16 protein-coding genes and 1 other RNA gene are annotated in these 19,522 nt (G+C 64.2%); 6 read left to right on the top strand and 11 right to left on the bottom strand.

Annotation, left to right across the window (positions count from 1 at the left end; genetic code table 11):
- Positions 1-14: 14 nt before the first annotated feature.
- Genes AB1K63_RS06890 through AB1K63_RS06905 form a run of 4 tightly spaced genes read right to left on the bottom strand, consistent with a single transcriptional unit; the run spans position 15 to position 3,642 of the window.
- Positions 15-620: an ABC-type transport auxiliary lipoprotein family protein gene (locus AB1K63_RS06890; protein ID WP_366959259.1), complete on the bottom strand. Its 606-nt coding sequence runs from the start codon at positions 618-620 to the stop codon at positions 15-17.
- Positions 621-631: 11 nt separating this feature from the next.
- A complete protein-coding gene (locus tag AB1K63_RS06895) occupies positions 632-1,609 on the bottom strand; it encodes an MlaD family protein (RefSeq protein ID WP_366959261.1) in 978 nt (325 codons plus the stop codon).
- 9 nt (positions 1,610-1,618) lie between these two features.
- Complete coding sequence (locus AB1K63_RS06900; protein ID WP_366959262.1) at positions 1,619-2,530, bottom strand: ABC transporter ATP-binding protein; 912 nt, start codon at positions 2,528-2,530, stop codon at positions 1,619-1,621.
- The gene (locus AB1K63_RS06905; RefSeq protein ID WP_366959265.1) at positions 2,527-3,642 is read right to left on the bottom strand and encodes an ABC transporter permease; all 1,116 of its coding nucleotides are present in this window, start codon (positions 3,640-3,642) and stop codon (positions 2,527-2,529) included. Before AB1K63_RS06905 ends, AB1K63_RS06900 begins: the two co-directional genes overlap by 4 nt.
- 113 nt (positions 3,643-3,755) lie before the next feature.
- On the opposite strand from AB1K63_RS06905, the gene AB1K63_RS06910 reads away from it, so the two are divergent.
- From AB1K63_RS06910 to AB1K63_RS06920, 3 genes are all read left to right on the top strand, one after another.
- Entirely contained in the window at positions 3,756-6,500 is a 2,745-nt protein-coding gene (locus AB1K63_RS06910; protein ID WP_366959267.1) for a valine--tRNA ligase, read from the top strand.
- 107 nt (positions 6,501-6,607) lie between these two features.
- The gene (locus AB1K63_RS06915) at positions 6,608-7,705 is read left to right on the top strand and encodes an NAD(P)-dependent alcohol dehydrogenase (RefSeq protein WP_366959270.1); all 1,098 of its coding nucleotides are present in this window, start codon (positions 6,608-6,610) and stop codon (positions 7,703-7,705) included.
- A gap of 178 nt (positions 7,706-7,883) precedes the next feature.
- Entirely contained in the window at positions 7,884-8,633 is a 750-nt protein-coding gene (locus AB1K63_RS06920; RefSeq protein WP_366959272.1) for a 7-carboxy-7-deazaguanine synthase QueE, read from the top strand.
- 10 nt (positions 8,634-8,643) lie between these two features.
- Here the strand turns inward: AB1K63_RS06920 and AB1K63_RS06925 are convergent, their stop codons facing one another.
- The 5 genes from AB1K63_RS06925 to AB1K63_RS06945 form a co-directional block, all read right to left on the bottom strand.
- Entirely contained in the window at positions 8,644-10,335 is a 1,692-nt protein-coding gene (locus tag AB1K63_RS06925) for a DUF87 domain-containing protein (RefSeq protein WP_366959273.1), read from the bottom strand.
- Between the two features lie 86 nt (positions 10,336-10,421).
- Entirely contained in the window at positions 10,422-11,177 is a 756-nt protein-coding gene (locus tag AB1K63_RS06930; RefSeq protein WP_366959276.1) for a TIGR02186 family protein, read from the bottom strand.
- Complete coding sequence (locus tag AB1K63_RS06935) at positions 11,174-12,088, bottom strand: sulfite exporter TauE/SafE family protein (protein ID WP_366959277.1); 915 nt, start codon at positions 12,086-12,088, stop codon at positions 11,174-11,176. The genes AB1K63_RS06930 and AB1K63_RS06935 overlap by 4 nt, the downstream gene beginning before the upstream one ends.
- A gap of 50 nt (positions 12,089-12,138) precedes the next feature.
- On the bottom strand, positions 12,139-13,263 hold the full coding sequence (locus tag AB1K63_RS06940; RefSeq protein WP_366959278.1) for a hypothetical protein: 1,125 nt from the start codon (positions 13,261-13,263) through the stop codon (positions 12,139-12,141).
- Positions 13,260-14,645, bottom strand: coding sequence for a glycosyl transferase family protein (locus AB1K63_RS06945; protein WP_366959280.1), 1,386 nt, complete (start codon positions 14,643-14,645; stop codon positions 13,260-13,262). The genes AB1K63_RS06940 and AB1K63_RS06945 overlap by 4 nt, the downstream gene beginning before the upstream one ends.
- A gap of 95 nt (positions 14,646-14,740) precedes the next feature.
- Here AB1K63_RS06945 and nhaA point away from each other — a divergent pair, with 95 nt between their 5' ends.
- Complete coding sequence (nhaA, locus tag AB1K63_RS06950; RefSeq protein WP_366959282.1) at positions 14,741-15,955, top strand: Na+/H+ antiporter NhaA; 1,215 nt, start codon at positions 14,741-14,743, stop codon at positions 15,953-15,955.
- Between the two features lie 27 nt (positions 15,956-15,982).
- Here nhaA and AB1K63_RS06955 read toward each other — a convergent pair whose 3' ends face one another.
- Positions 15,983-16,735 carry a TorF family putative porin gene (locus AB1K63_RS06955; protein WP_366959284.1) on the bottom strand — a complete coding sequence of 251 codons (753 nt, stop codon included), beginning with the start codon at positions 16,733-16,735 and terminating at the stop codon, positions 15,983-15,985.
- A 253-nt stretch (positions 16,736-16,988) separates the two neighbouring features.
- On the opposite strand from AB1K63_RS06955, the gene AB1K63_RS06960 reads away from it, so the two are divergent.
- Positions 16,989-17,813 (top strand): metallophosphoesterase family protein, encoded by an 825-nt coding sequence (locus AB1K63_RS06960; RefSeq protein WP_366959285.1) that lies wholly within the window; start codon positions 16,989-16,991, stop codon positions 17,811-17,813.
- Positions 17,810-19,120, top strand: coding sequence for a UDP-glucose/GDP-mannose dehydrogenase family protein (locus AB1K63_RS06965; protein WP_366959286.1), 1,311 nt, complete (start codon positions 17,810-17,812; stop codon positions 19,118-19,120). Before AB1K63_RS06960 ends, AB1K63_RS06965 begins: the two co-directional genes overlap by 4 nt.
- Positions 19,121-19,126: 6 nt before the next feature.
- Here AB1K63_RS06965 and rnpB read toward each other — a convergent pair.
- Positions 19,127-19,518, bottom strand: an RNA gene (gene rnpB / locus AB1K63_RS06970) — RNase P RNA component class A.
- Between the last annotated feature and the right edge of the window lie 4 nt (positions 19,519-19,522).

A 19,522-nucleotide genomic window follows, 5' to 3' on the forward strand; every position in this document is an offset into this window, starting at 1 on the left:
GTTGGGAAACGGAGTTAGCGGACCCAGTCGGTGACCTGGGCAGCGACGTCGTTCGCAGCCTGGTTCAGCGCTTCGCCCACGGGGCCGGGTTCGGGTCCGTCATCGCCGGAAATCACCGGGACCGTGCTTTCGAACCTGCGCGTCTGGACAGGTTCGGTCCCGCCGCCGCGCACGGCATCGAACCGCACCACGACGGATCCGGCCTGCGCATCGTAACCGAATTCGCGCAAGGTTCCGCGCAACTGGGTCGCGGCGAGGAATTCGGGATCGTCCCCGTCCACCACCACGGTATTGCCGCGGGCGCGCAGAGTTTCTGCCAGCAATTGCTGGAACAGGCGCGCGGGCCGTTCCACCCAGACCGCGTCCTTGAGATAGGCGATGGTCGTCTCGTCCACCTGCACCGGGACCCGGGTCACGGAGATCTTCTGCGGCACGCCCGGCTCGGCAACCGCGATCGCCGAGGACTCGGTCGCCTGGACGGCACTGCCCGCCTGCAACGTGGCGCGCGGGGTCAGGGTCAGCAGGCTGGGCGGCGCTTCGGCGCCGAAGCTGATGCAGCCGGCCAGGAGCACGGGCGCGAAGGCCAGCGGAACGAAACGGATCATGCGGGTCAGGGTCATTTCCGGGTGCCTCACTCGGGCTCGTAATCGGGCAGCGGCGGGCTGGACAGGAGCGAGGTCGCCCCTTCCTGCTCCAGCCGTTCGGTCACTTTGCGCAGCGCCGCGCTGGTCTTGCGCAGGTCCTGCATGGTCGCTTCGGCGGCAGGCAGCGTGCTTTGCGTCAGCTGCTGCGTGATCGCGCGGGTCGCGGGGCGCGTCTCGTCGAGCGCGGCGCTGAGCGACGCGGCCGCCTTATTGGCCGAGTTCAGCGTCCCGCGCAGTTCCTTTGCCAGCGCCGCGCCTTCCTGGTTGAGCAGGCTGTCGGTCGACCGGGTGACGTTCTGGAATTCGGACAACGCGCCGGACGCCTCGTTGAGCGTGCCCTGCAAGGCTACCAGCGTGCGCTGGAGTTCCGGCCCCTGGATGGCGACTTGGTCGGCCAACTGGTCGGTGATCTGGTTGGTGTTGGCGAGGATCGCGGTGATCTCGCTCTGGTTGCGGTCGTCGAGCAGCTGCGTCAGCCGCTCGGTCAGCGTCGCCAGCCGTTCGAGCAGCAGCGGAGCATTGGCGAGGATCGCGTTGAAGCCGCCATCGGCGGGCGGGATCTGCGGGATGCCGGGTTCGAGGCATGCCGTCGTCTCGCAGGTGATGGCGGGCGCTCCCTGGCGCGCGCCGTCGAGCAGGATGGTGGACACGCCGGTGAAGGACCCCTGCACGGTCGCAGTGGTTCCGATCAGGATCGGAACCTCGTCCTTCACCTTGATCCGCACGCGGATGAATTCGGGATCTTCCTGCGAAATGGCGATGTCGGACACGGTGCCCACCGGCACACCCGCGAAGGACACCTGCGAGCCTTCGGCAAGTCCGGCGACGGACTGCTGGAACAGGATGTCGTATTCCTTCTGGTCGCCCTGTCCCCAGCGCGTCAGGAACACGACGAAGAGCGCGAGGCCCGCCAGGAGGATCAGCGTGACGATCCCGACCCAGAGATGATTGGCGCGTGTTTCCATCGTCTTGCCCTATGAACCTGTGTCTGTCTGCTTGTCCAACGCTTTGACGGCGTGTCCGGCGATGGGCTTGTCCATGTGCTGGCGCAGCTCGTCCAGCGCCTGCGCGGTCAGTGCCGCACGGCCGCGCGGACCGTTGAAATATTCCTGGATCCAGGGATGGTCGGTCTCCAGCAACTCGCTGACCGTGCCGACCTTGATGACCTTCTTGTCCGCCAGCACCGCGACCCGGTCGCAGATTTCGTAGATCGTATCGAGGTCGTGGGTGATCAGGAACACGGTCAGGCCCAGCACCTCCTTCAGTTCCTTGGTCAGCCGGTCGAATTTCGACGCACCGATCGGGTCGAGGCCGGCGGTCGGCTCGTCCAGGAACAGGACTTCCGGATCGAGCGCCAGCGCCCGGGCGAGGCCGGCACGCTTGCGCATCCCGCCCGAAAGCTCGGACGGATACTTGTTGGTCGCTTCTTCCGGCAGGCCGGACAGTACGACCTTGTAGCGCGCGATCTCGCGCCGCAGTTCGGGTTCGATGTCGGGGTAGAACTGCTTGAGCGGCACTTCCACGTTCTCGCCCACCGTCAGGGTGGAGAACAGCGCCCCGCCCTGGAACAGGACGCCCCAGCGGCTGCGCACACCGATCGCCGCATCGGGCTCCGCATCGGTGATGGACTTGCCGAAGACCTTCACGTCGCCCTCGTCCGGGCGCTGGAGTCCGATGATGGAGCGCATCAGGACGGACTTGCCGGTGCCCGACCCGCCGACCACGCCGAGGATCTCGCCCCTTCGAACCTTCAGGTCGAGGTTCTCGTGGATCACCTGGTCGCCGAAACTGTTGCGCAGGCCCTCCACCACGACGGGATATTCGCCGCGGAAGCGCTCGTGCCGCTCGGGGAGGCGGTCCTCCTGCTGGTCGCTGTCCTGGCTCACATCCAGCCTATTTCTGCGAAGAACACCGCGAAGAACGCGTCGAGCACGATGACGGAGAAGATCGCTGTCACCACTGCCTGCGTCGTGCGCAGGCCGACCTGTTCGCTGTCGCCTTCGACCTGCATGCCCTGATAGCAGCCGCACAGCGCCACAATCAGGCCGAAGATCGGCGCCTTGATGAGACCGACCCACAAATCGTAGGTCGGCACGACTTCCTGGATCCGTTCGAGGAAGGTCATGAAGGCGATGCCGAGCGTCACGTCCGCGATCGCCGCGCCGCCGACAATGGCGAGGCACGCGGCGTAGAAGCCGAGCAGCGGCATCATCAGCACGGCTGCCAGGATGCGCGGCAGGACGAGCGCCTCGATCGGCGAAATCCCGATGGTGCGCATCGCGTCCACTTCCTCGGTCAGGCGCATGGTGCCGATCTGCGCGGCAAAGGCACTGCCCGAACGGCCCGCGACCATGATCGCAGTCATCAGCACGCCCAGTTCGCGCAAGGTGATCCGGCCGACAAGGTTCACGGTCAGCGTTTCCGCCCCGAACTGCGCCAGCTGAGATGCGCCCTGCTGCGCGATGACGACCCCGATGAGGAAGCTCATCAGCCCGACGATCGGCAAGGCCGACACGCCCACCAGTTCCATCTGGCGGACCAGCGCCTTGAAGCGGAAGGTCCACGGCCGGGTAAACAGCACCACGGCAAAGGCGGCGAGCACTTCGCCCAGGAACGCAACCGATCCGCCGAATCCCTTGCCGAAATTGACGACCTGTTCCCCGACCCGGCCCGGCACCCGGCGGAAGACGGGTTCGCGCGGCGCGGACAGTTCCGCCTCGCTGCCGACATCGGACAGGGCGGCCATCAGTCGTTCGGCGCGCTCGCTCCCGTTGATGACGCTGACATCGTTGCGGGAGGCGATAGAGCAGGCGATCCACGCGCCCGCCGTGTCGATCTCCGTCACGTCCGCGAGGTCGACTGCGGAAATTTCCGCGTCGATGCCCTGCAGTTCGGTGTCGATCGGACCGATGGTGGATACGAGGAAGGGGCCCTTCAGGGCCAGCTTCTCGCCGCCTTGGCCATCGTCCTCGAAGGAAAAGTGTGCCCCACCGGCCATGGGTTGCGCTATGAGACCATTTCGCTGTCCGGACAAGACGTTGCGTGCCTGCGATGAAACATGGCCGCATTGAGGCGTTGCCACAAAACCACGGCGCTGGCAGGGGAACGCGCATGAGCGAGACACTGCCCACCACCTTCGATCCGTCCCAAATCGAGGCGCGCTGGTACGCGCACTGGGAAGAGAACGGCCTGTTCCGTCCCGAGCGGCCCGACGCGCAACCCTTCACCATCGTGAACCCGCCGCCCAACGTGACCGGATCGCTCCATATCGGCCACGCGCTCGACAACACGCTGCAGGACATCGTGATCCGGTACGAGCGGCTGCGCGGCAAGGACGCGCTGTGGGTGGTCGGCACCGACCACGCCGGCATCGCCACGCAGATGGTGGTCGAGCGCCAGCTGGAAGAACGGCAGGACAAACGCACGAACTACTCGCGCGAGGATTTCGTGCAGAAGGTGTGGGAATGGAAGGCCGAAAGCGGCGGCCAGATCACCCGCCAGCTGCGCCGCCTGGGCTGTTCGATGGACTGGAGCCGTGAACAGTTCACCATGGACGAGCATTTCAGCAAGGCCGTGATCAAGACTTTCGTGGACCTGTACAATGACGGGCTGATCTATCGCGACAAGCGGCTGGTGAACTGGGACCCCAAGCTCAAGACCGCCATTTCCGACCTGGAAGTGGAGCAGCAGACCATTCCTGGCAGCTTCTGGCACTTCCGCTACCCGCTCGCCGACGGCGTCACGCTCGACAACGGGCAGGATTACATCGAAGTCGCCACTACCCGTCCCGAGACCATGCTGGCGGACATGGCGGTCGCCGTGCACCCGACCGACGATCGCTATGCCAGCGTCGTGGGCGGCCACGTGATCCTTCCCATCACCGGCCGCCGCATCGCAATCGTGGCGGACGAGCATGCCGACCCCGAACTGGGTTCGGGCGCCGTGAAGATCACGCCGGGCCACGACTTCAACGATTTCGAGGTCGGCAAGCGCGCGGGCATCGCCCCTGCGGACATGCTCAACATGCTCGATGCGGAGGCCAATGTCTGCCAGACGGCGGACGGGCTGGTGCCGGATGAATTCCTCGGCCTCCATCGCTTCGCGAAGGACGGCGTGGCGGGCGCGCGCGAACTCGTCGTGCAGCGGTTGAAGGAAAGCGGCCACCTCATCCCCCATGTCGCCAAGACGAAGAAGGGCGAGGAGGTCGAACACGACGCGGAACCGCGCCAGATCGCCACGCCTTTCGGCGACCGCGGCGGCGTGGTGATCGAACCCTGGCTGACCGATCAGTGGTATGTCGATGCCGCGAAGCTGGCCGAAAAGCCGATCGCGCAGGTCCGCTCTGGAGAGGTCGAGATCGTCCCGAAGAGCTGGGAAAAGACCTTCTTCAACTGGATGGAGAACATCCAGCCCTGGTGCGTCAGCCGCCAGCTGTGGTGGGGCCACCAGATCCCGGCCTGGTATGACGAGGACGGCAACGCCTATGTCGCGATGAGCGAAGAGGAAGCGGCCGAACAGGCGGGAGGCAAGGCACTGACCCGCGATCCCGACGTGCTCGACACCTGGTTCTCGTCCGCCCTGTGGCCTTTCGCGACGCTCGGCTGGCCGGAAAAGACCGACCTGCTGGCAAAGCATTATCCCAATGACCTGCTCGTTTCCGGCTTCGACATCCTGTTCTTCTGGGATGCGCGCATGCTGATGGCGGGCAATTACAACACCGGACAGGCACCCTGGCCGCGCCTCTACCTGCATGGCTTGGTGCGCGCGGCGGACGGGGCCAAGATGTCCAAGTCCAAAGGCAATGTCGTCGATCCGCTCGGCCTCATCGACCAGTACGGGGCGGACGCGCTGCGCTTCTTCATGGCGGCGATGGAAAGCCAGGGCCGCGACATCAAGATGGATGACCGCCGGGTCGAGGGGTATCGCAATTTCGCGACCAAGCTGTGGAACGCGACCCGCTTCTGCCAGTCGAACGGCATCGGCGCGAGCGCGCAGGTCGCAGCACCCGAAGCGCGGCTGGCCGCCAACCAGTGGATCATCGGCGAAGTGGCGCAGACCGTGCGCGCGCTCGACGCCGCGATGGCGGACCTGCGCTTCGATGCGGCAGCCAATACCATCTACCACTTCGTGTGGGACCGGTTCTGCGACTGGTACCTGGAACTGATCAAGCCGGTCTTCGCGGAAGGCGCGAGCAAGGCGGCGGCGACGGAAACGCGCGAAGTCGCCGGCTGGGCGCTGGACCAGATCCTGGTGATGCTGCACCCCTTCATGCCCTTCATCACCGAGGAACTGTGGAGCAAGCAGGGCGCGGTGAACGGGCGCGAACGGCCCGATCACCCCCTGATCACCGCGAAATGGCCCGACCCGCAAGCGAGCGTCAGCAAGGACGCGACCGACGCGATCGACTGGGTCATCGAACTGACCGGCAATGTCCGCAGCGCGAAGAACGAGCTGGGCATCCCGCCCGGCACGCGCCTCGCCGCCCATGTCGCGGATCCCTCGGACGTCGCCGCCCGGACGATCGAGCGCAGCGCCGCTGCCATCGAACGGCTGGCGCGCATCACGCCGATTTCCGTGGGCGAGGCGCCGGCGGGCCCTGCCATGCAGGTCACGGCGGGGGCCGACGTGTTCGTGATCCCGCTGGAAGGGGTCATCGACATCGACGCCGAAAAAGCGCGCCTGTCGAAAGCGCTGGAAGCCTCGCAAAAGGAAGCCCGATCGCTCGAAGGACGGCTGTCCAATGCAAGCTTCGTGGAACGCGCCAAGCCGGAGGCGGTGGAAAAGGCGCGCGCGGACCATGCCCATCACGCGGCGGAAGTGGAACGTCTGACGGCGGCGCTGGCGCGACTGGGATAAATTCAGCCGCGGCGTTTCGAAACCTGCGGCGGGTCCGCCCGTTGGTCGATCGAAGGAATTCTCCTCACGATCGATCGAAGGACGTACACCCATGCAAGTCATCGCCTATGGCACGGAAAAAGCCAGCGCCTCTCGGCCCCCTTAAATTCGAGCGGCGCGACGTGCGTGCGGGCGAGATCGGGATCGAGATCAGCCATTGCGGCGTTTGCCATTCCGACCTCCACCAGGCGCGCGACGACTGGGACAACACCGTCTGGCCCTGCATCCCGGGCCACGAGATCGTGGGCACCGTCACCGAAGTCGGCGAAGGCGTGACCCGCTTCAAGGTCGGCGACCGGGCGGGCGTTGGCTGCATGGTCAACTCCTGCCAGCAATGCGACCAGTGCAAGATGGGCGAAGAGCAGTATTGCAGCGGCCCGAAGAGCTGCACCCTTACCTATAACGGCCCCAACAAGCCCGACGGGTCCAACACCTACGGCGGATATTCCACCGCCATCGCGGTCCGCGAGGAATTCGCCCTGACGATCCCGGAGGCGATCGACAGCGAACATGCCGCCCCGATCCTGTGCGCCGGCATCACGACGTACCAGCCGATGAAGTATTTCGGCCTGAAGGAAGGCATGACGCTGGGCGTCGCCGGGATCGGCGGGCTCGGCCACATGGCGGTCCAGATCGGCAAGGCGCTGGGCGCGCGCGTCGTCGCGCTGACCACCAGCTCCGAGAAGAAGGACGCGATCGCAAAACTGGGCGCGGATGCGGTCATCGACATCCATGACGAAGATGCGATGGAAGAAAACGCGATGACGCTGGACCTGATGGTCAACACCATCCCCTACAAGCACGACCTCAATCCCTACCTCGCCCTGATGAAGCCGAAGAGCCAGGTCGCGGTGGTCGGCAATTTCCTCGGCTTCGACGATCTCGACACGGCCACCATGGTGTTCCAGCACGTGGGCGTGACCGGCTCCCTGATCGGCGGGATCGCGGATACGCAGGAAGTGCTGGACCTGTGCGGCAAGCACGGCATTCGCCCGGAAATCGAGATGATCCGGATGGACGAGATCAACACCGCCTTCGAACGGATGCAGGAGGAAGACGTGCGCTTCCGCCACGTGATCGACATGGCGAGCCTGCGCGACGATCGCGATGCGGCGGACAAGGCGGTGAAGGTCGCCGATCCCGAGCGCGGCGAAGTGGTCGGCTGACGACAGGCCGGGGCGCGGCGGCAACGAAAGGCTGTCCTACAGCCTGCGGATCGTGCGATAGGGCCGCCATGATCCGCATTCCGCCCCGCCCCCTGCCCGCTGCGTTCCGGGTCAGGAAAGCCTCCCTCTTTTCTACCCTTGGACAGCGGTCCATGCGGTCCATGTCTGTGTCTTCGCGGTGACACTCGTCCTCGCAACCCACGCGCCGGCGGACCCCGATTCGGTCGAGCCGGAGATCTTCGCCTCCATCCAGGGGGAAGGCCCCAGCATCGGCCGGCCGGTGGTGTTCGTGCGCCTCTCGCGCTGCAACCTCTCCTGCGTGTGGTGCGATACGGCCTATACCTGGCACTTCGAAGGCGACGAGCGCCCGCACAGCGCGGGCCTCACCTTCGATCGCAAGCGCAACCAGGTGAAGCTGTCGCCCGAAGACGTGGCCCAGCGCGTCCGCGACCTAGGCCATCCGCATATTGTGCTGACCGGCGGGGAGCCGATGCTGCAGGCGAATGCGCTGGCGGACATGCTCGACCTGCTGCCCGACCATACGGTGGAAGTGGAAACCAATGGCAGCGTCACGCCCTCGCCCCGGCTGGACGTGCGGATCGACCAGTTCAATGTCAGCCCCAAGCTCGCGCATAGCGGGAACCCTGCGGACCTCGCTCTGGTGCCCGAACGTCTGGATGCCTTCGCCACCGACGGGCGCGCCTTCTTCAAGTTCGTGATCGCCGAACCGGCGGATCTCGACGAGGTGCTGGCTTTGCGCGACCGCTACCGCTTCCGGCCCGGCCACGTGTTCCTGATGCCCGAAGGCACCGACAGCGCGACCCTGCGCCGCCGGATGGAATGGCTCGCGCCGCTATGCCTGGAACACGGCTTCCGCCTGTCAGACCGGATGCACATCCACCTCTACGGCGATACGCGCGGGACCTGACGGCGGTCCGTCAGACTCCCTGCGCGCGCCAGCGCTGGACGGTGCGGTAGACCGCTTCCTCCTCGCCGCCGCTCTTGCTCCAGAGGTCGACGAAGCTGGGATCCTCGGAAGCCGGTCGCTTGACCTCCTCCAGGTTGTCGAAGGAAACGCGGATGGGAATGGCAACGCCCTCGCCGCAGATGATGCACTCGCGGTTGCGCAGCGCGGGAATGCTGTCGAGGAACCCGCGCGATCCTTCGGGCATGGCGGCCTTCACGAAAGCCTGGTCGCGATCGTTGTTGAGACGCATGGAGATGATCGTGCCGCACTGCGACAGCACGCCCTCTGCAAGGTCGGACGGGCGCTGGGTGATGAGGCCCAGGCTGATGCCGTACTTGCGGCCTTCCTTGGCGATCCGGCTGAGGATATTTCCTACGCTGGAGCCTTCCGCGTTCTTCTCGCTCGGCACGTACCGGTGCGCTTCCTCGCACACCAGCAGGATCGGCCGCGTCTTCTCGTCCCGCCCCCAGATCGCGAAGTCGAACACCAGCCGGCTAAGCACCGCCACCACCGTGCTGGTGATGTCGGACGGCACGCCGGACACATCGATGATGGAGATCGGCTTGCCCTCGCCCGGCATGCGGAAAATCTTGGAGATGAACTCCGCCATCGTGTCGCCCACCAGCATGCCCGAGAACATGAACTGGTAGCGCGGATCTCCTTTGATCTCGTCCAGCTTGTTCTTGATCCGCATGTAGGGCGCGGAACTGGTCGCCTTGTCCAGCTTGCCCATCTCGTCCTGGATCTTGTTGGACAGGTCGGAAAGCAGGTAGGGGACCGGGCTGTCGACGGTGATCTTGCCCATCGTCTCGGCCAGCCGGTTGCGGTTGCGCGCATGCAGCAGGCACTTGGCGAGGATGTCCGCATCGACCTGCCGTTCGTTGCCGGTGCTGGTCAGGAGCACTTCGCAATGCTCCTCGAAGTTCATCAGCCAGTACGGCATCTGCAGGTTCGACACGTCGAAGATCTTGCCGGTGGTCTTGAACGCCGCCGAATATTCTCCGTGCGGGTCGATCATGACCACGTGCCCTTCGGGCGCCGCCTCGCAGATCCGGTGAAGGATAAGCGCGGCACTGGTGGATTTGCCGGTACCGGTGGATCCCAGGAGCGCGAAATGCTTGCCGAGCATCGCGTCGATATAGATGCCCGCCCGGATATCCCGCGTGGGATAGACGGTGCCGACCTGGATGTTCGCGCGGCCGTCGCTGGCGTAGATCTGCTTGAGGTCGGGCGTCGTCGCCGGATAGACCAGCGCACCCGGCACGGGATAGCGCGTCACACCGCGGCGGAAGCCGTGGATGCGCCCGGTCAGTTTCTCTTCCTGACCCTCGCCCAGGAAGTCGATATTCGCGATGATCGAGCCTCCCGCGCGGCGGTCCTGCTTCTGGTTGCGCACATTGGCGAGAAGCCAGCTGTTGCCGACGCGGATCTTGATCTGGCTGCCCACCTGCCCGGCGAGAGCGATTGAAGGATCCTCGTCCTGGATGCATTCGTTGAGGCGTTCCAAGTCGATCGCGATCTGCGATCCGGAGCCGGCGATTTCCAGCACGACGCCGATCGGCAGCGTCGCGTTGTCCTGCTTCGCCGCGGGCCGCGGCGCGGCCTGCTGTCCGCCGAGCGGCTGCGGCTGGCGACGGAAATCCGCATTGGTCATGTCATTCATGTAGAAAGCCCCGAAACCCCTGAATTCACACGGGAGCGGGACTGCCCGAAATGGGTTAATTTCGGGTCAACCGGGAAACGCCGACCTCAGATCAGCGCGAACAAGCGACCAGCCAGCCATCCCATCAGGATCGAAAGCGAGACGGCAAGGAGTCCGTACAGCAGCGACTGGTCCTGCGAGAAAGTTTCCACGAACCGTTCGAAGCCGACCTTGCGTACTTCCACGTCGGCAACCGCACTGGCGATGACGCGTCCTCGCGAAACCGCAAACGTTTCCGCTGTATATTCGCCGGTCTGCACGTTGGACGGCAGGGCGATGCGTGCCTGGTAGAGGACCTGCTCGCTCAGCTCGACCCCGTTCGTGTCTTCCTTGTAAAGCCCCTGCCGGCGGCGGAGATCGACAAGCCCCGCACTGAAGCGCGACTGCACTTCCGGCTCGATCGCTCCGCTCGGCGACAGCTGGATGAAGTCCAGACCGAATTCGTAGATCGCCGCCGTCCGAGCGTCGACGATCTCCTCGATCGGACGGGAAGACGCCATGGCGAAATAGGAGGGCGCGGACCGGAACGCTGTGCTCTCCGCATTCATCCAGATGCCGCCGATCTGCTCCTTCTCCCGCACCCGGATGGGCTCCGCCGGGCCCTTGAGAATGACGACGATATCGTACTCGCGGCTGGCACGGGCACCGTCCGGATCGAGGATAGCGCCGAACAGGAGGAGTTCGGTCCCCGTGAAGCCCTGGCGCACCTGCACCTCGCTCTGCGAAACCTCGGGCACCAGGATCGGTTCGCGCTGTCCCGTCAGCGCGAAGAAGGCCAGGAGGCAGAGAACGAACCGCGTCACAGTCCGCTCACCGAAAAGATTTCGTCCGGCTGGTAACTGAGGCCGACCAGCATGCGGATCGCAACCGCCAGAACGATCGCCGCAAGAATGACCCGCAGGACTTCCGGCCGGGCCTTCTGCGCCAGCTGCGTCCCGATTTGCGCTCCGGACACCGATCCCAGAAGGAGAAGCGCCGCCAGCACGATGTCGACCGCCTGCGTCGTCAGCGCATGGACCATCGTCGCCACCATGGTCACGGCCATGATCTGGAACAGGGACGTACCGACAACCACGCCTGCGCTCATCCCGATGATGTAGAGCATGGCGGGCACCAGGATGAAGCCGCCGCCGACCCCCATCAGCATGGTTAGTATGCCCACGACGGTTCCTAGGATAAGGGGAGCGAGCGGGGAAATGTAGAGGCCCGAGCCGTAGAACCTCCACCGGAGCGGCAGCATCGCAACGAGGCGGTGGTGGCGTCTCTTCGCTGCCTTGCGTGTCACGCCATCCTGCGGAGGTCTCAGTGCGGTAATCGCTTCGCGCAGCATCAGCGACCCGATCGTCCCAAGCAGCACGACGTAGAGGATCGAGATGACCACATCGATCTGGCCGATGGACTCGAAGAACCGGAACAGAAGCGAGCCGATGATGGCCCCCACGACGCCGCCGGCAATCATCACGCCGCCCATCTTGAAATCGACACCCTTGCGGCGCGCGTGGGCGAAGACACCGGAAATGCTGGCGCCCGTCACCTGCGTGGAAGCGGAGGCCGCTGCCACGGTCGGGGGTATGCCGGAAAAGATGAGCAAGGGCGTGGTCAGGAACCCGCCGCCCACACCGAAGAGCCCGGACAAGAGACCGGTCAGGCCACCGAGCGCGATGATCCACAGGCCATTGACCGATAGGTTCGCGATCGGGAGGTAGACGTCCATTGTGCATCGCACCCTAGCGGAGCTGGCGCGGCGGCAAAAGGCGTCGAAACTCAGAATCCGGTAGAAAGGGTCAGCGCCGCTCCCGAACCCGGTTCCGCATTGCCTGCGACCTTGAAACGATAGTCCAGGGACAGCCGGACAGGCACATTTACGACGCGTCCTTCCAACGTGGCCGTTGGCCCGGCCGTGACGATATTGACGTCGCGCTGCGCTCCGCCCCAGGCCCCGCCGCCCAGCCTGAGACTTGCGCCTCCGACCTGCGCCAGTTCACGTTCCAGCCGAACCTGACCATCCACGAAGCCGGTTGCGAAATCGCCGGCCACGTACCCCGCCTGCACATACGCCTCTCCGCGCACATTGAGCGGCAAACGAAAGGGCGGGAGTTCGGTCACGGCGAGAACCGCAGGTCGCAGTTCCGCGCCGTTCCCATCCTCCCTGACGCGAAGCTCGACCTGCGTCCTTATCGGGATATCCGGGACCGGTCGTCCCGAGACGCCCAACGCAACTTCCGGATAGCGCGGTGTATTGAGAGCGCTGGTCGCTCTCAAATAGGCGTCGGTGGAGTGTCGGTCGGACAGATCGAAGCGACGGCGCAGGACCGCGCCTGCCTGACTGCGCCCGTAGCTCGGCAGCGTCGCGGCCTGCGACACATTGCCGCCATCACGCAGAAAGAGCCATGCACCGAGGCTCCATCGCTTCGCCGCGTAATCCGCGGGCTTGGCCGAGGCGCTTCGAACATACCTGTCCGGAGCGCTCTCCGCTGAACCGCCATCGATTGCCGAACCGCCCCCAATGCGAATTGCGGGTGCATTTGTGATGGCTTCTGTGTCCATTTTTTCGCTCGGGAGATAGCGGAGCTCGGCGTACACGCCATCCTCTCCGAAGGGACGCACCATATTGCGTCGCCAGTTCTCCAGCCGTGCGACTGACCGATGCGGCGTCTGCACGGAAGTATTCGGTTCGGCCGACTGCCACGCATCGAAGGCCGGAATGTCGCGATCGCCGCTGGAAACCTCTCCCCCTTTCTGCGGCGTCGATGCAAGGAATACATCGTCCTGCACCTGTAAGGGGAATGGCGATTGCCAGAACGCCGCTCTGACGGCTGCCCATGCGGCGATCAGCGCAAACAGCGCGACGACGGGCTGGCCCCTGCGTCCCGGAACGGCGCCGGTCACGTCGAACGTTCCTCGTAAAGGGCCGCGGCGGGATGGATCGGATGATCCGTCTTGTCCCATGCCGGAGGCTTCCCGGTCAGCGACCGAAGATAGGCCGTGAATGCCTTGCGCCCGGCCAGTATGGCGATGAAGTTGCTGACGGGTATCCGCGCGATCGATCTCACGCCTTCGCGCCATCCGAACAAGTTCGCCGTGAAGCCGAAGCGCCAGATCGCGCGCCAAAATAGCGCGGCCAGATTGAGCCAGAGGACCGTCTCCAATAGGGGACTGATCGGAGGGGGATCCACAAGATCGAACCATACCGCCAATACGCTCGTGGAACCTGTCACGACCAGTAGATAACCCAGGAACAATACGAGTGCCGCAAAGGGACCGCGCCGGTCCCTCAGCCGCATCCAGATTTCTGCAGGCTGCCAGCTCCAGCCGAGCCGGTCCCAGCCCTGGAACGCGATGCCATGTATCCAGCGGGTCTTTTGCCGGATCGACTGATCCAGGTCCGACGGGAAATAGGCGCGCGTCGCGATCAATCGGCCTGTTTCGTCACGCGCACGGACGAACCGCCCCCTCTCGCCCGTCCGGGCAAGCCCGAGGCCGAGCTCGTAATCCTCCGTGAGGCACTGGCTCGCGAAAGGCTCTCCATCGCGCGCCAGCCGATCGAGATGGTCCCTTGTTATCGCGCATCCCACGCCGGCAAGCGGGATCGCCGTACCCAGAAGTTCCCTGACAGGCATTGCCCGGCCATGGGCTTCCGCGAACTCCTCGCTGTAATGGCTCCCGACCCAGCGGGAGCCGGCTTGCGGCATGGCGATAACCGGCAATTGCGCGAGCGCCGCCCCCTCGAGAGAGGTCTCGAGCAGGACGAGGCCGGCCGGGTCGATCATGTCTTCGGCATCGTGCAGGATGACGAACCGGACCTTGGTTCCGGAGGCTTCTTCGTCCGAGACGAGCGACCGATAAAGGCAGTTAAGGCAGTCGGCCTTCGTCGTCGGTCCATCGGCATCATGGACGACGATCCTTACGCGCGGGTCCGCGCCCGCGGCTTTGGTCGCCTGCTCGAGGGTGGCCAGATCGTTCCGGTAAACGCCTACAAAGACCCGCAGTGCCGACTGCGGCCAGGCTTGCAGCATGTGCCCTAGCATGGCCGCAATGACTCGTTCCTCCTGCCAAGCGGGCACGAAAACCGCTACGGGGCCCTGCAAGGGACGCTCATTGTTCGACGATCGAAACTCGCGCGGTTTCAGCCGGCCGGTCAGTTTCAGCCAGATCCAGCAGAGGTCCATCGCGATCTCGTCGACCGCGCCGATCAGGAAGAAAATACCCGCGAAGAGGAAAAGCTCGTGCTGCACCAGCACGAACCATTCCCACAATGAGAACTCCGTCATTTCAGAAAATCGCGCCCCCGTGATCCCCAACCGCCTTCTACCATCAGATTGAGCAGTTGCAACGGGAAGGAAATTGCGAAAGAGGGGGCCGAACCATGGTTCGATCCCGCTCCCGCATTCGTCGCCTCGTCGCCCCGGTCCGCTCGCTTTTCGTAAGCGACGCTTCGGCGGGGGTACTTCTGATCCTCGTCGCGATTGCCGCGATGATCGCAGCCAATTCGCCGCTGTCCGACGAATATCGCGACCTTTTCTACGGGTACATGTTCCCGAAGGACGTGTTCAAGCTGAACACGCTGCACCTCTGGATCAATGACGGGCTGATGGCGATCTTCTTCTTCGTCGTCGGCTTGGAGATCAAGCGGGAGATCATCTGCGGCCAGCTCTCTTCCCCGGAACAGCGGCGCCTGCCGGTGCTGGCGGCGTCTGCCGGCATGATTGCACCGGCGCTGGTGTACCTGTTCTTCATCGGCGGCGACGCGGGTCTGACCCGCGGATGGGCGATACCGGCTGCAACAGACATTGCCTTCGCGATGGGTGTAATCGGGCTGCTCGGCAGCCGTGTTCCGGCATCTTTGCGCCTCTTCCTGCTGACGATCGCCATCGTGGACGACATGGGCGCCGTCATCATCATTGCGGCGTTCTACGGAGAATACTTCAACCCGTTCTGGTTCCTGATGTCGGTCCTGCTCCTGGCCGTGATGGTCGGGATGAACCGGTTCGGGGTGAACCGGATCTGGCCCTTCGTCCTGGTGGCCTTCGCATTGTGGTTTGCCGTCCTGTTTTCCGGCGTACACGCGACGATTGCAGGTGTACTTGCCGCGCTGACCATTCCGATGCGTTCATCGAACGGCTCCAGTCTGCTGGAGCGCATGGAGCATTCGCTGGCGCCCTGGAGCGCGTATCTCGTCGTTCCCATATTCGGCTTCGCGAATGCGGGGGTCGATCTGTCGGATATGGGGCTGAACGAGATATTCGCTCCGCTGCCCCTGGCGATCGCGACCGGACTGTTTGTCGGAAAGCAGCTCGGCATATTCGGGATCGTCGTGGGGGCCGTCAAACTCGGGATTGCAAAGGCTCCCGACAATGCGAGCTGGCCTGAGATATGGGGCGTGGCCGTCCTGTGCGGGATCGGCTTCACCATGTCCCTCTTTATCGGGGAACTGGCCTTTGTGGGTAACCGAACCCTGATCGACGAAGCCAAGATCGGAATCCTCATGGGGTCGATCATCTCGGCGTTCCTGGGCTATTTCATCCTGCGCCTGACGACGCGGCACCCGGAGGAATCGGACCCGCAGTCGGAACCCGCCTAACCGGCGGGTCCCGAACGACGGCAATATTCAGAAACTCATCGACAGGGTTGCGACCACCGTATCGTCGGTCAGGCCGTCGACCTCCGGTCCGTCCACGGCGACATAGGCCACGCTCGCTTCCAGCTTCCCGAAGAACGTGGCACTCGCCCCGATCGAATAATCGAAGCCCGTATCGTCCGTGGTCCCCGCAAGGATTGGCGGCGCGAGTACGCCATCTGTGTAACCGATATGCGCGTTCAGCGAGATCGGCGTATTGGGAACGCCTGTCGAAAAGTCGGTATAAACGTAGAGGTTGTCGCCACCGAGGGAATCCTGGTCCCAGGCATAGGCGATGCCAAGTTCGGCCTCCGCAGGGCCCAGCGAACCGCTGATCGATGCGTAGGGCTCCCAGTAATTCACGTTCGCGTCGATATTCTCGGTCGGATACAGGTAGTACAATATGCCGACGTCGAGCCCGACGCCGTCCGCCACATCGCCGCTCCATCCGGCATAAAGGTCGAGCTCCATCTCCCCGAAAGACGGACCGCCTTCGATCGAGGACGCCCAGGTCCCGACGTAAATACCGCTCTCATGCGCGACATCGATCCCGCCCTGGATTGCAGGATCGCCATTGGACAGCGACACGCCGCGAAAGCGGTAGTCGCTGGTCAGCGCTACGTTGCCGGAGATTTCGATTTCACTGGGCGGATCGGTCACGTCCTGCGCCGCGGCCGGTAGGGCCGCGAACGCCGGAAGGGCGAAAAGGGAAGCGGCCAGAAGACCGCGTGTGGACGTTAGCATAGCGTAATCACCTCGATTAGCAGTTGTGCTTTCGTCCCTCCTGCCGTCCATCGGTCGCAATTTTATAGGCGCGATCTCGTCTGGACTTGAAATCTTATTGCAAACAATTGTGCAATGCACAAGTAGCCGCCAATTCGAATTGCGGGACGTTGCGATAATGTCACGCAGGTCCTATCTGATTGCCGGTACATGCTCGGTCCCGGCACGCGGGTGACGAGCTTCCCGAACCCTTGCCAGTATAGTTTCACACCGCATGTTTGAACCTCTGCGCAGACTTTTTCGCGCTTCTCCGCCGCTCGACCGACCGCGTATCCCGGCCGGCGAACGCACCTTCGTGATCGGCGACATTCACGGCCGCCTGGACCTTTTCCAGGCGCTGGCGTCCGAAATCGAGCGGGAGGACGAGCGGCGCGGACCTGCCCGAACGACGGTCATTCTCCTTGGGGACCTGATCGACCGCGGACCGGACAGCGCGGGCGTGATTGCGAAGGCCAGGCATTGGCAAGCCCAGCGCGATGTCCGGATCCTGATGGGCAATCATGAGGAAATGTTCCTCGATTCGTTCGAACGCGAATCCGTTCTTCGTCATTTCCTGAAACATGGCGGCCGGGAAACGCTCATCAGCTACGGCATCGACCAGAAACTGCTGACCGAGAGTACGGTCGAGGAACTGCGCGAGATCATCGACACCGTGGTGCCGCAGGACGACCGGGATTTCGTGGCAGGGTTCGAGAGCACGATCGAACAGGGCGATTACCTGTTCGTCCATGCCGGTATCGATCCCTCGCTTCCCATGGAGGCCCAGTCGGCAAGGGACATGCGCTGGATCCGCGAACCTTTCCTGACCCATGAGAAGCCCCATTCGCATGTGGTCGTTCACGGACATACGATCGTCCCGGAAATCGTCGAGAAGACCAACCGGATCGGCATCGATACAGGGGCCTACCGTTTCGGACGGCTGACGGCCTTGGTGCTCGAAGGCGAAGATCGCGCCTATATTCAGGCGATCGAACCGGAAGGTGGCGGTACGATCACCTTCGACTACCTTGCGCATTCTGTGGGAGAAACTGCACGATGAAAATCGCCATGGTTGGATCCGGCTATGTCGGACTGGTTTCGGGCGCGTGCTTCGCCGATTTCGGGCACGAAGTGGTGTGCATCGACAAGGACTCCTCCAAGATCGAACGGCTCCACGATGGCGTCATGCCGATCTACGAGCCTGGCCTCGCGGAACTGGTCGCGGCGAACGTCGATGCCGGACGCCTTTCCTTCACGACCGATCTGGCGGAGGGCATCGAGGGGGCAAGCGCCATTTTCATCGCGGTGGGGACTCCCAGCCGCCGGGGCGACGGGCATGCCGACCTGTCGTTCGTGCATGCCGTGGCGGAAGAAGTCGCGGCAAACCTTTCAAACGATGCCGTGATCGTGACCAAGTCGACCGTTCCTGTCGGAACCGGAGACGAGGTGGAGCGGATCATCGCGGACAGCGGGACAGCGCATCGCTTCACCGTGGTATCCAACCCAGAATTCCTCCGCGAAGGCGCTGCGATCGGCGATTTCAAACGACCGGACCGGATCGTGATCGGAACCGAGGACGAGTTCGGCAAGGATATCATGCGCGAGGTCTATCGCCCGCTGTTCCTGAACGAGTCCCCGATCCTGTTTGTCAGCCGGCGCAGCGCCGAATTGATCAAGTATGCGGCCAACGCGTTCCTCGCGACGAAGATCACCTTCATCAACGAAATGGCGGATCTGTGCGAGAAGGTCGGCGCCAACGTGCAGGACGTCTCGCGCGGGATCGGGATGGACAACAGGATCGGGTCCAAGTTCCTGCATGCCGGCCCGGGATATGGCGGCTCGTGCTTCCCGAAGGACACGCTCGCCCTGCTTAAGACTGCCGAGGATTACGAGAGCCCCACCCGCATCGTCGAAGCGGTCGTCAAGGTGAACGACAGCCGCAAGCGTGCGATGGGCCGCAAGGTCCTCGAAGCGCTGGGCGGACATGATGCCGCGCGCGGAAAGAAGGTCGCCCTGCTGGGTCTGACCTTCAAGCCCAACACAGACGACATGCGCGACAGTCCGGCCATCGCCGTGGCACAGACCCTGATCGATGCCGGCGTATCCGTATCGGCCTACGATCCGGAAGGGATGGAACTCGCCGCACCGCTCATGCCCGAGGTCGAGATGTGCGAGAACACCTACGCTGCGATCGAAGGTGCGGACGCCATCGCGATCGTCACCGAATGGGACGTGTTCCGCGCGCTCGACCTGCCGCGCGTCAAGAAGCTGGCCAAGGCTCCGGTCCTGATCGACCTGCGCAACATCTACCAGCCGGACGATATCCGCGCCGCCGGGTTCCAGTACACAAGCATCGGCCGCAGCTGACAAGCGGTCGCCAGGGGGCCTGTAAGCCGGGTTCTGTCCCGGACGCGGTATCGTTTCCGACCTGCCGTCCGGTGGCAGCCATTCATCTGGGCGGTCCGTTGCCGGACCGCTCGAGCAGCCAACCCGGACTTCCCGGGGCGAAGCGCCCCTGCCCTTGCGAGCGCGAAGTCCCTATTTGGCCTTGCTCCGGGTGGGGTTTGCCGTGCGGGCGACGTTGCCGCCACCCCGGTGCGCTCTTGCCGCACCCTTTCACCCTTGCCTGAGAGGCCGAAGCCCCCATCGGCGGTCTGCTCTCTGTGGCACTGTCCCTGGCGTTTCCACCGGCGGGCGTTACCCGCCACCCTTTCTTCGTGGAGCCCGGACTTTCCTCGGTTTCCCGCGGCTGCCCGGCCCCCTGGCCCG

The organism is Qipengyuania sp. JC766 (assembly GCF_040717445.1).
In the GTDB taxonomy this organism is placed as follows: domain Bacteria; phylum Pseudomonadota; class Alphaproteobacteria; order Sphingomonadales; family Sphingomonadaceae; genus JC766.

Bases quoted from the DNA above. Each gene is read 5' to 3' on its own strand.
- AB1K63_RS06915 (WP_366959270.1), top strand. From the start codon at position 6,608: ATGGCACGGAAAAAGCCAGCGCCTCTCGGCCCCCTTAAATTCGAGCGG.
- AB1K63_RS06965 (WP_366959286.1), top strand. From the start codon at position 17,810: ATGAAAATCGCCATGGTTGGATCCGGCTATGTCGGACTGGTTTCGGGC.
- AB1K63_RS06895 (WP_366959261.1), bottom strand. From the start codon at position 1,609: ATGGAAACACGCGCCAATCATCTCTGGGTCGGGATCGTCACGCTGATC.
- AB1K63_RS06905 (WP_366959265.1), bottom strand. From the start codon at position 3,642: ATGGCCGGTGGGGCACACTTTTCCTTCGAGGACGATGGCCAAGGCGGC.
- AB1K63_RS06945 (WP_366959280.1), bottom strand. From the start codon at position 14,645: ATGACGGAGTTCTCATTGTGGGAATGGTTCGTGCTGGTGCAGCACGAG.
- AB1K63_RS06910 (WP_366959267.1), top strand. From the start codon at position 3,756: ATGAGCGAGACACTGCCCACCACCTTCGATCCGTCCCAAATCGAGGCG.
- AB1K63_RS06890 (WP_366959259.1), bottom strand. From the start codon at position 620: ATGACCCTGACCCGCATGATCCGTTTCGTTCCGCTGGCCTTCGCGCCC.
- nhaA (WP_366959282.1), top strand. From the start codon at position 14,741: ATGGTTCGATCCCGCTCCCGCATTCGTCGCCTCGTCGCCCCGGTCCGC.
- AB1K63_RS06960 (WP_366959285.1), top strand. From the start codon at position 16,989: ATGTTTGAACCTCTGCGCAGACTTTTTCGCGCTTCTCCGCCGCTCGAC.
- AB1K63_RS06955 (WP_366959284.1), bottom strand. From the start codon at position 16,735: ATGCTAACGTCCACACGCGGTCTTCTGGCCGCTTCCCTTTTCGCCCTT.
- AB1K63_RS06925 (WP_366959273.1), bottom strand. From the start codon at position 10,335: ATGAATGACATGACCAATGCGGATTTCCGTCGCCAGCCGCAGCCGCTC.
- AB1K63_RS06935 (WP_366959277.1), bottom strand. From the start codon at position 12,088: ATGGACGTCTACCTCCCGATCGCGAACCTATCGGTCAATGGCCTGTGG.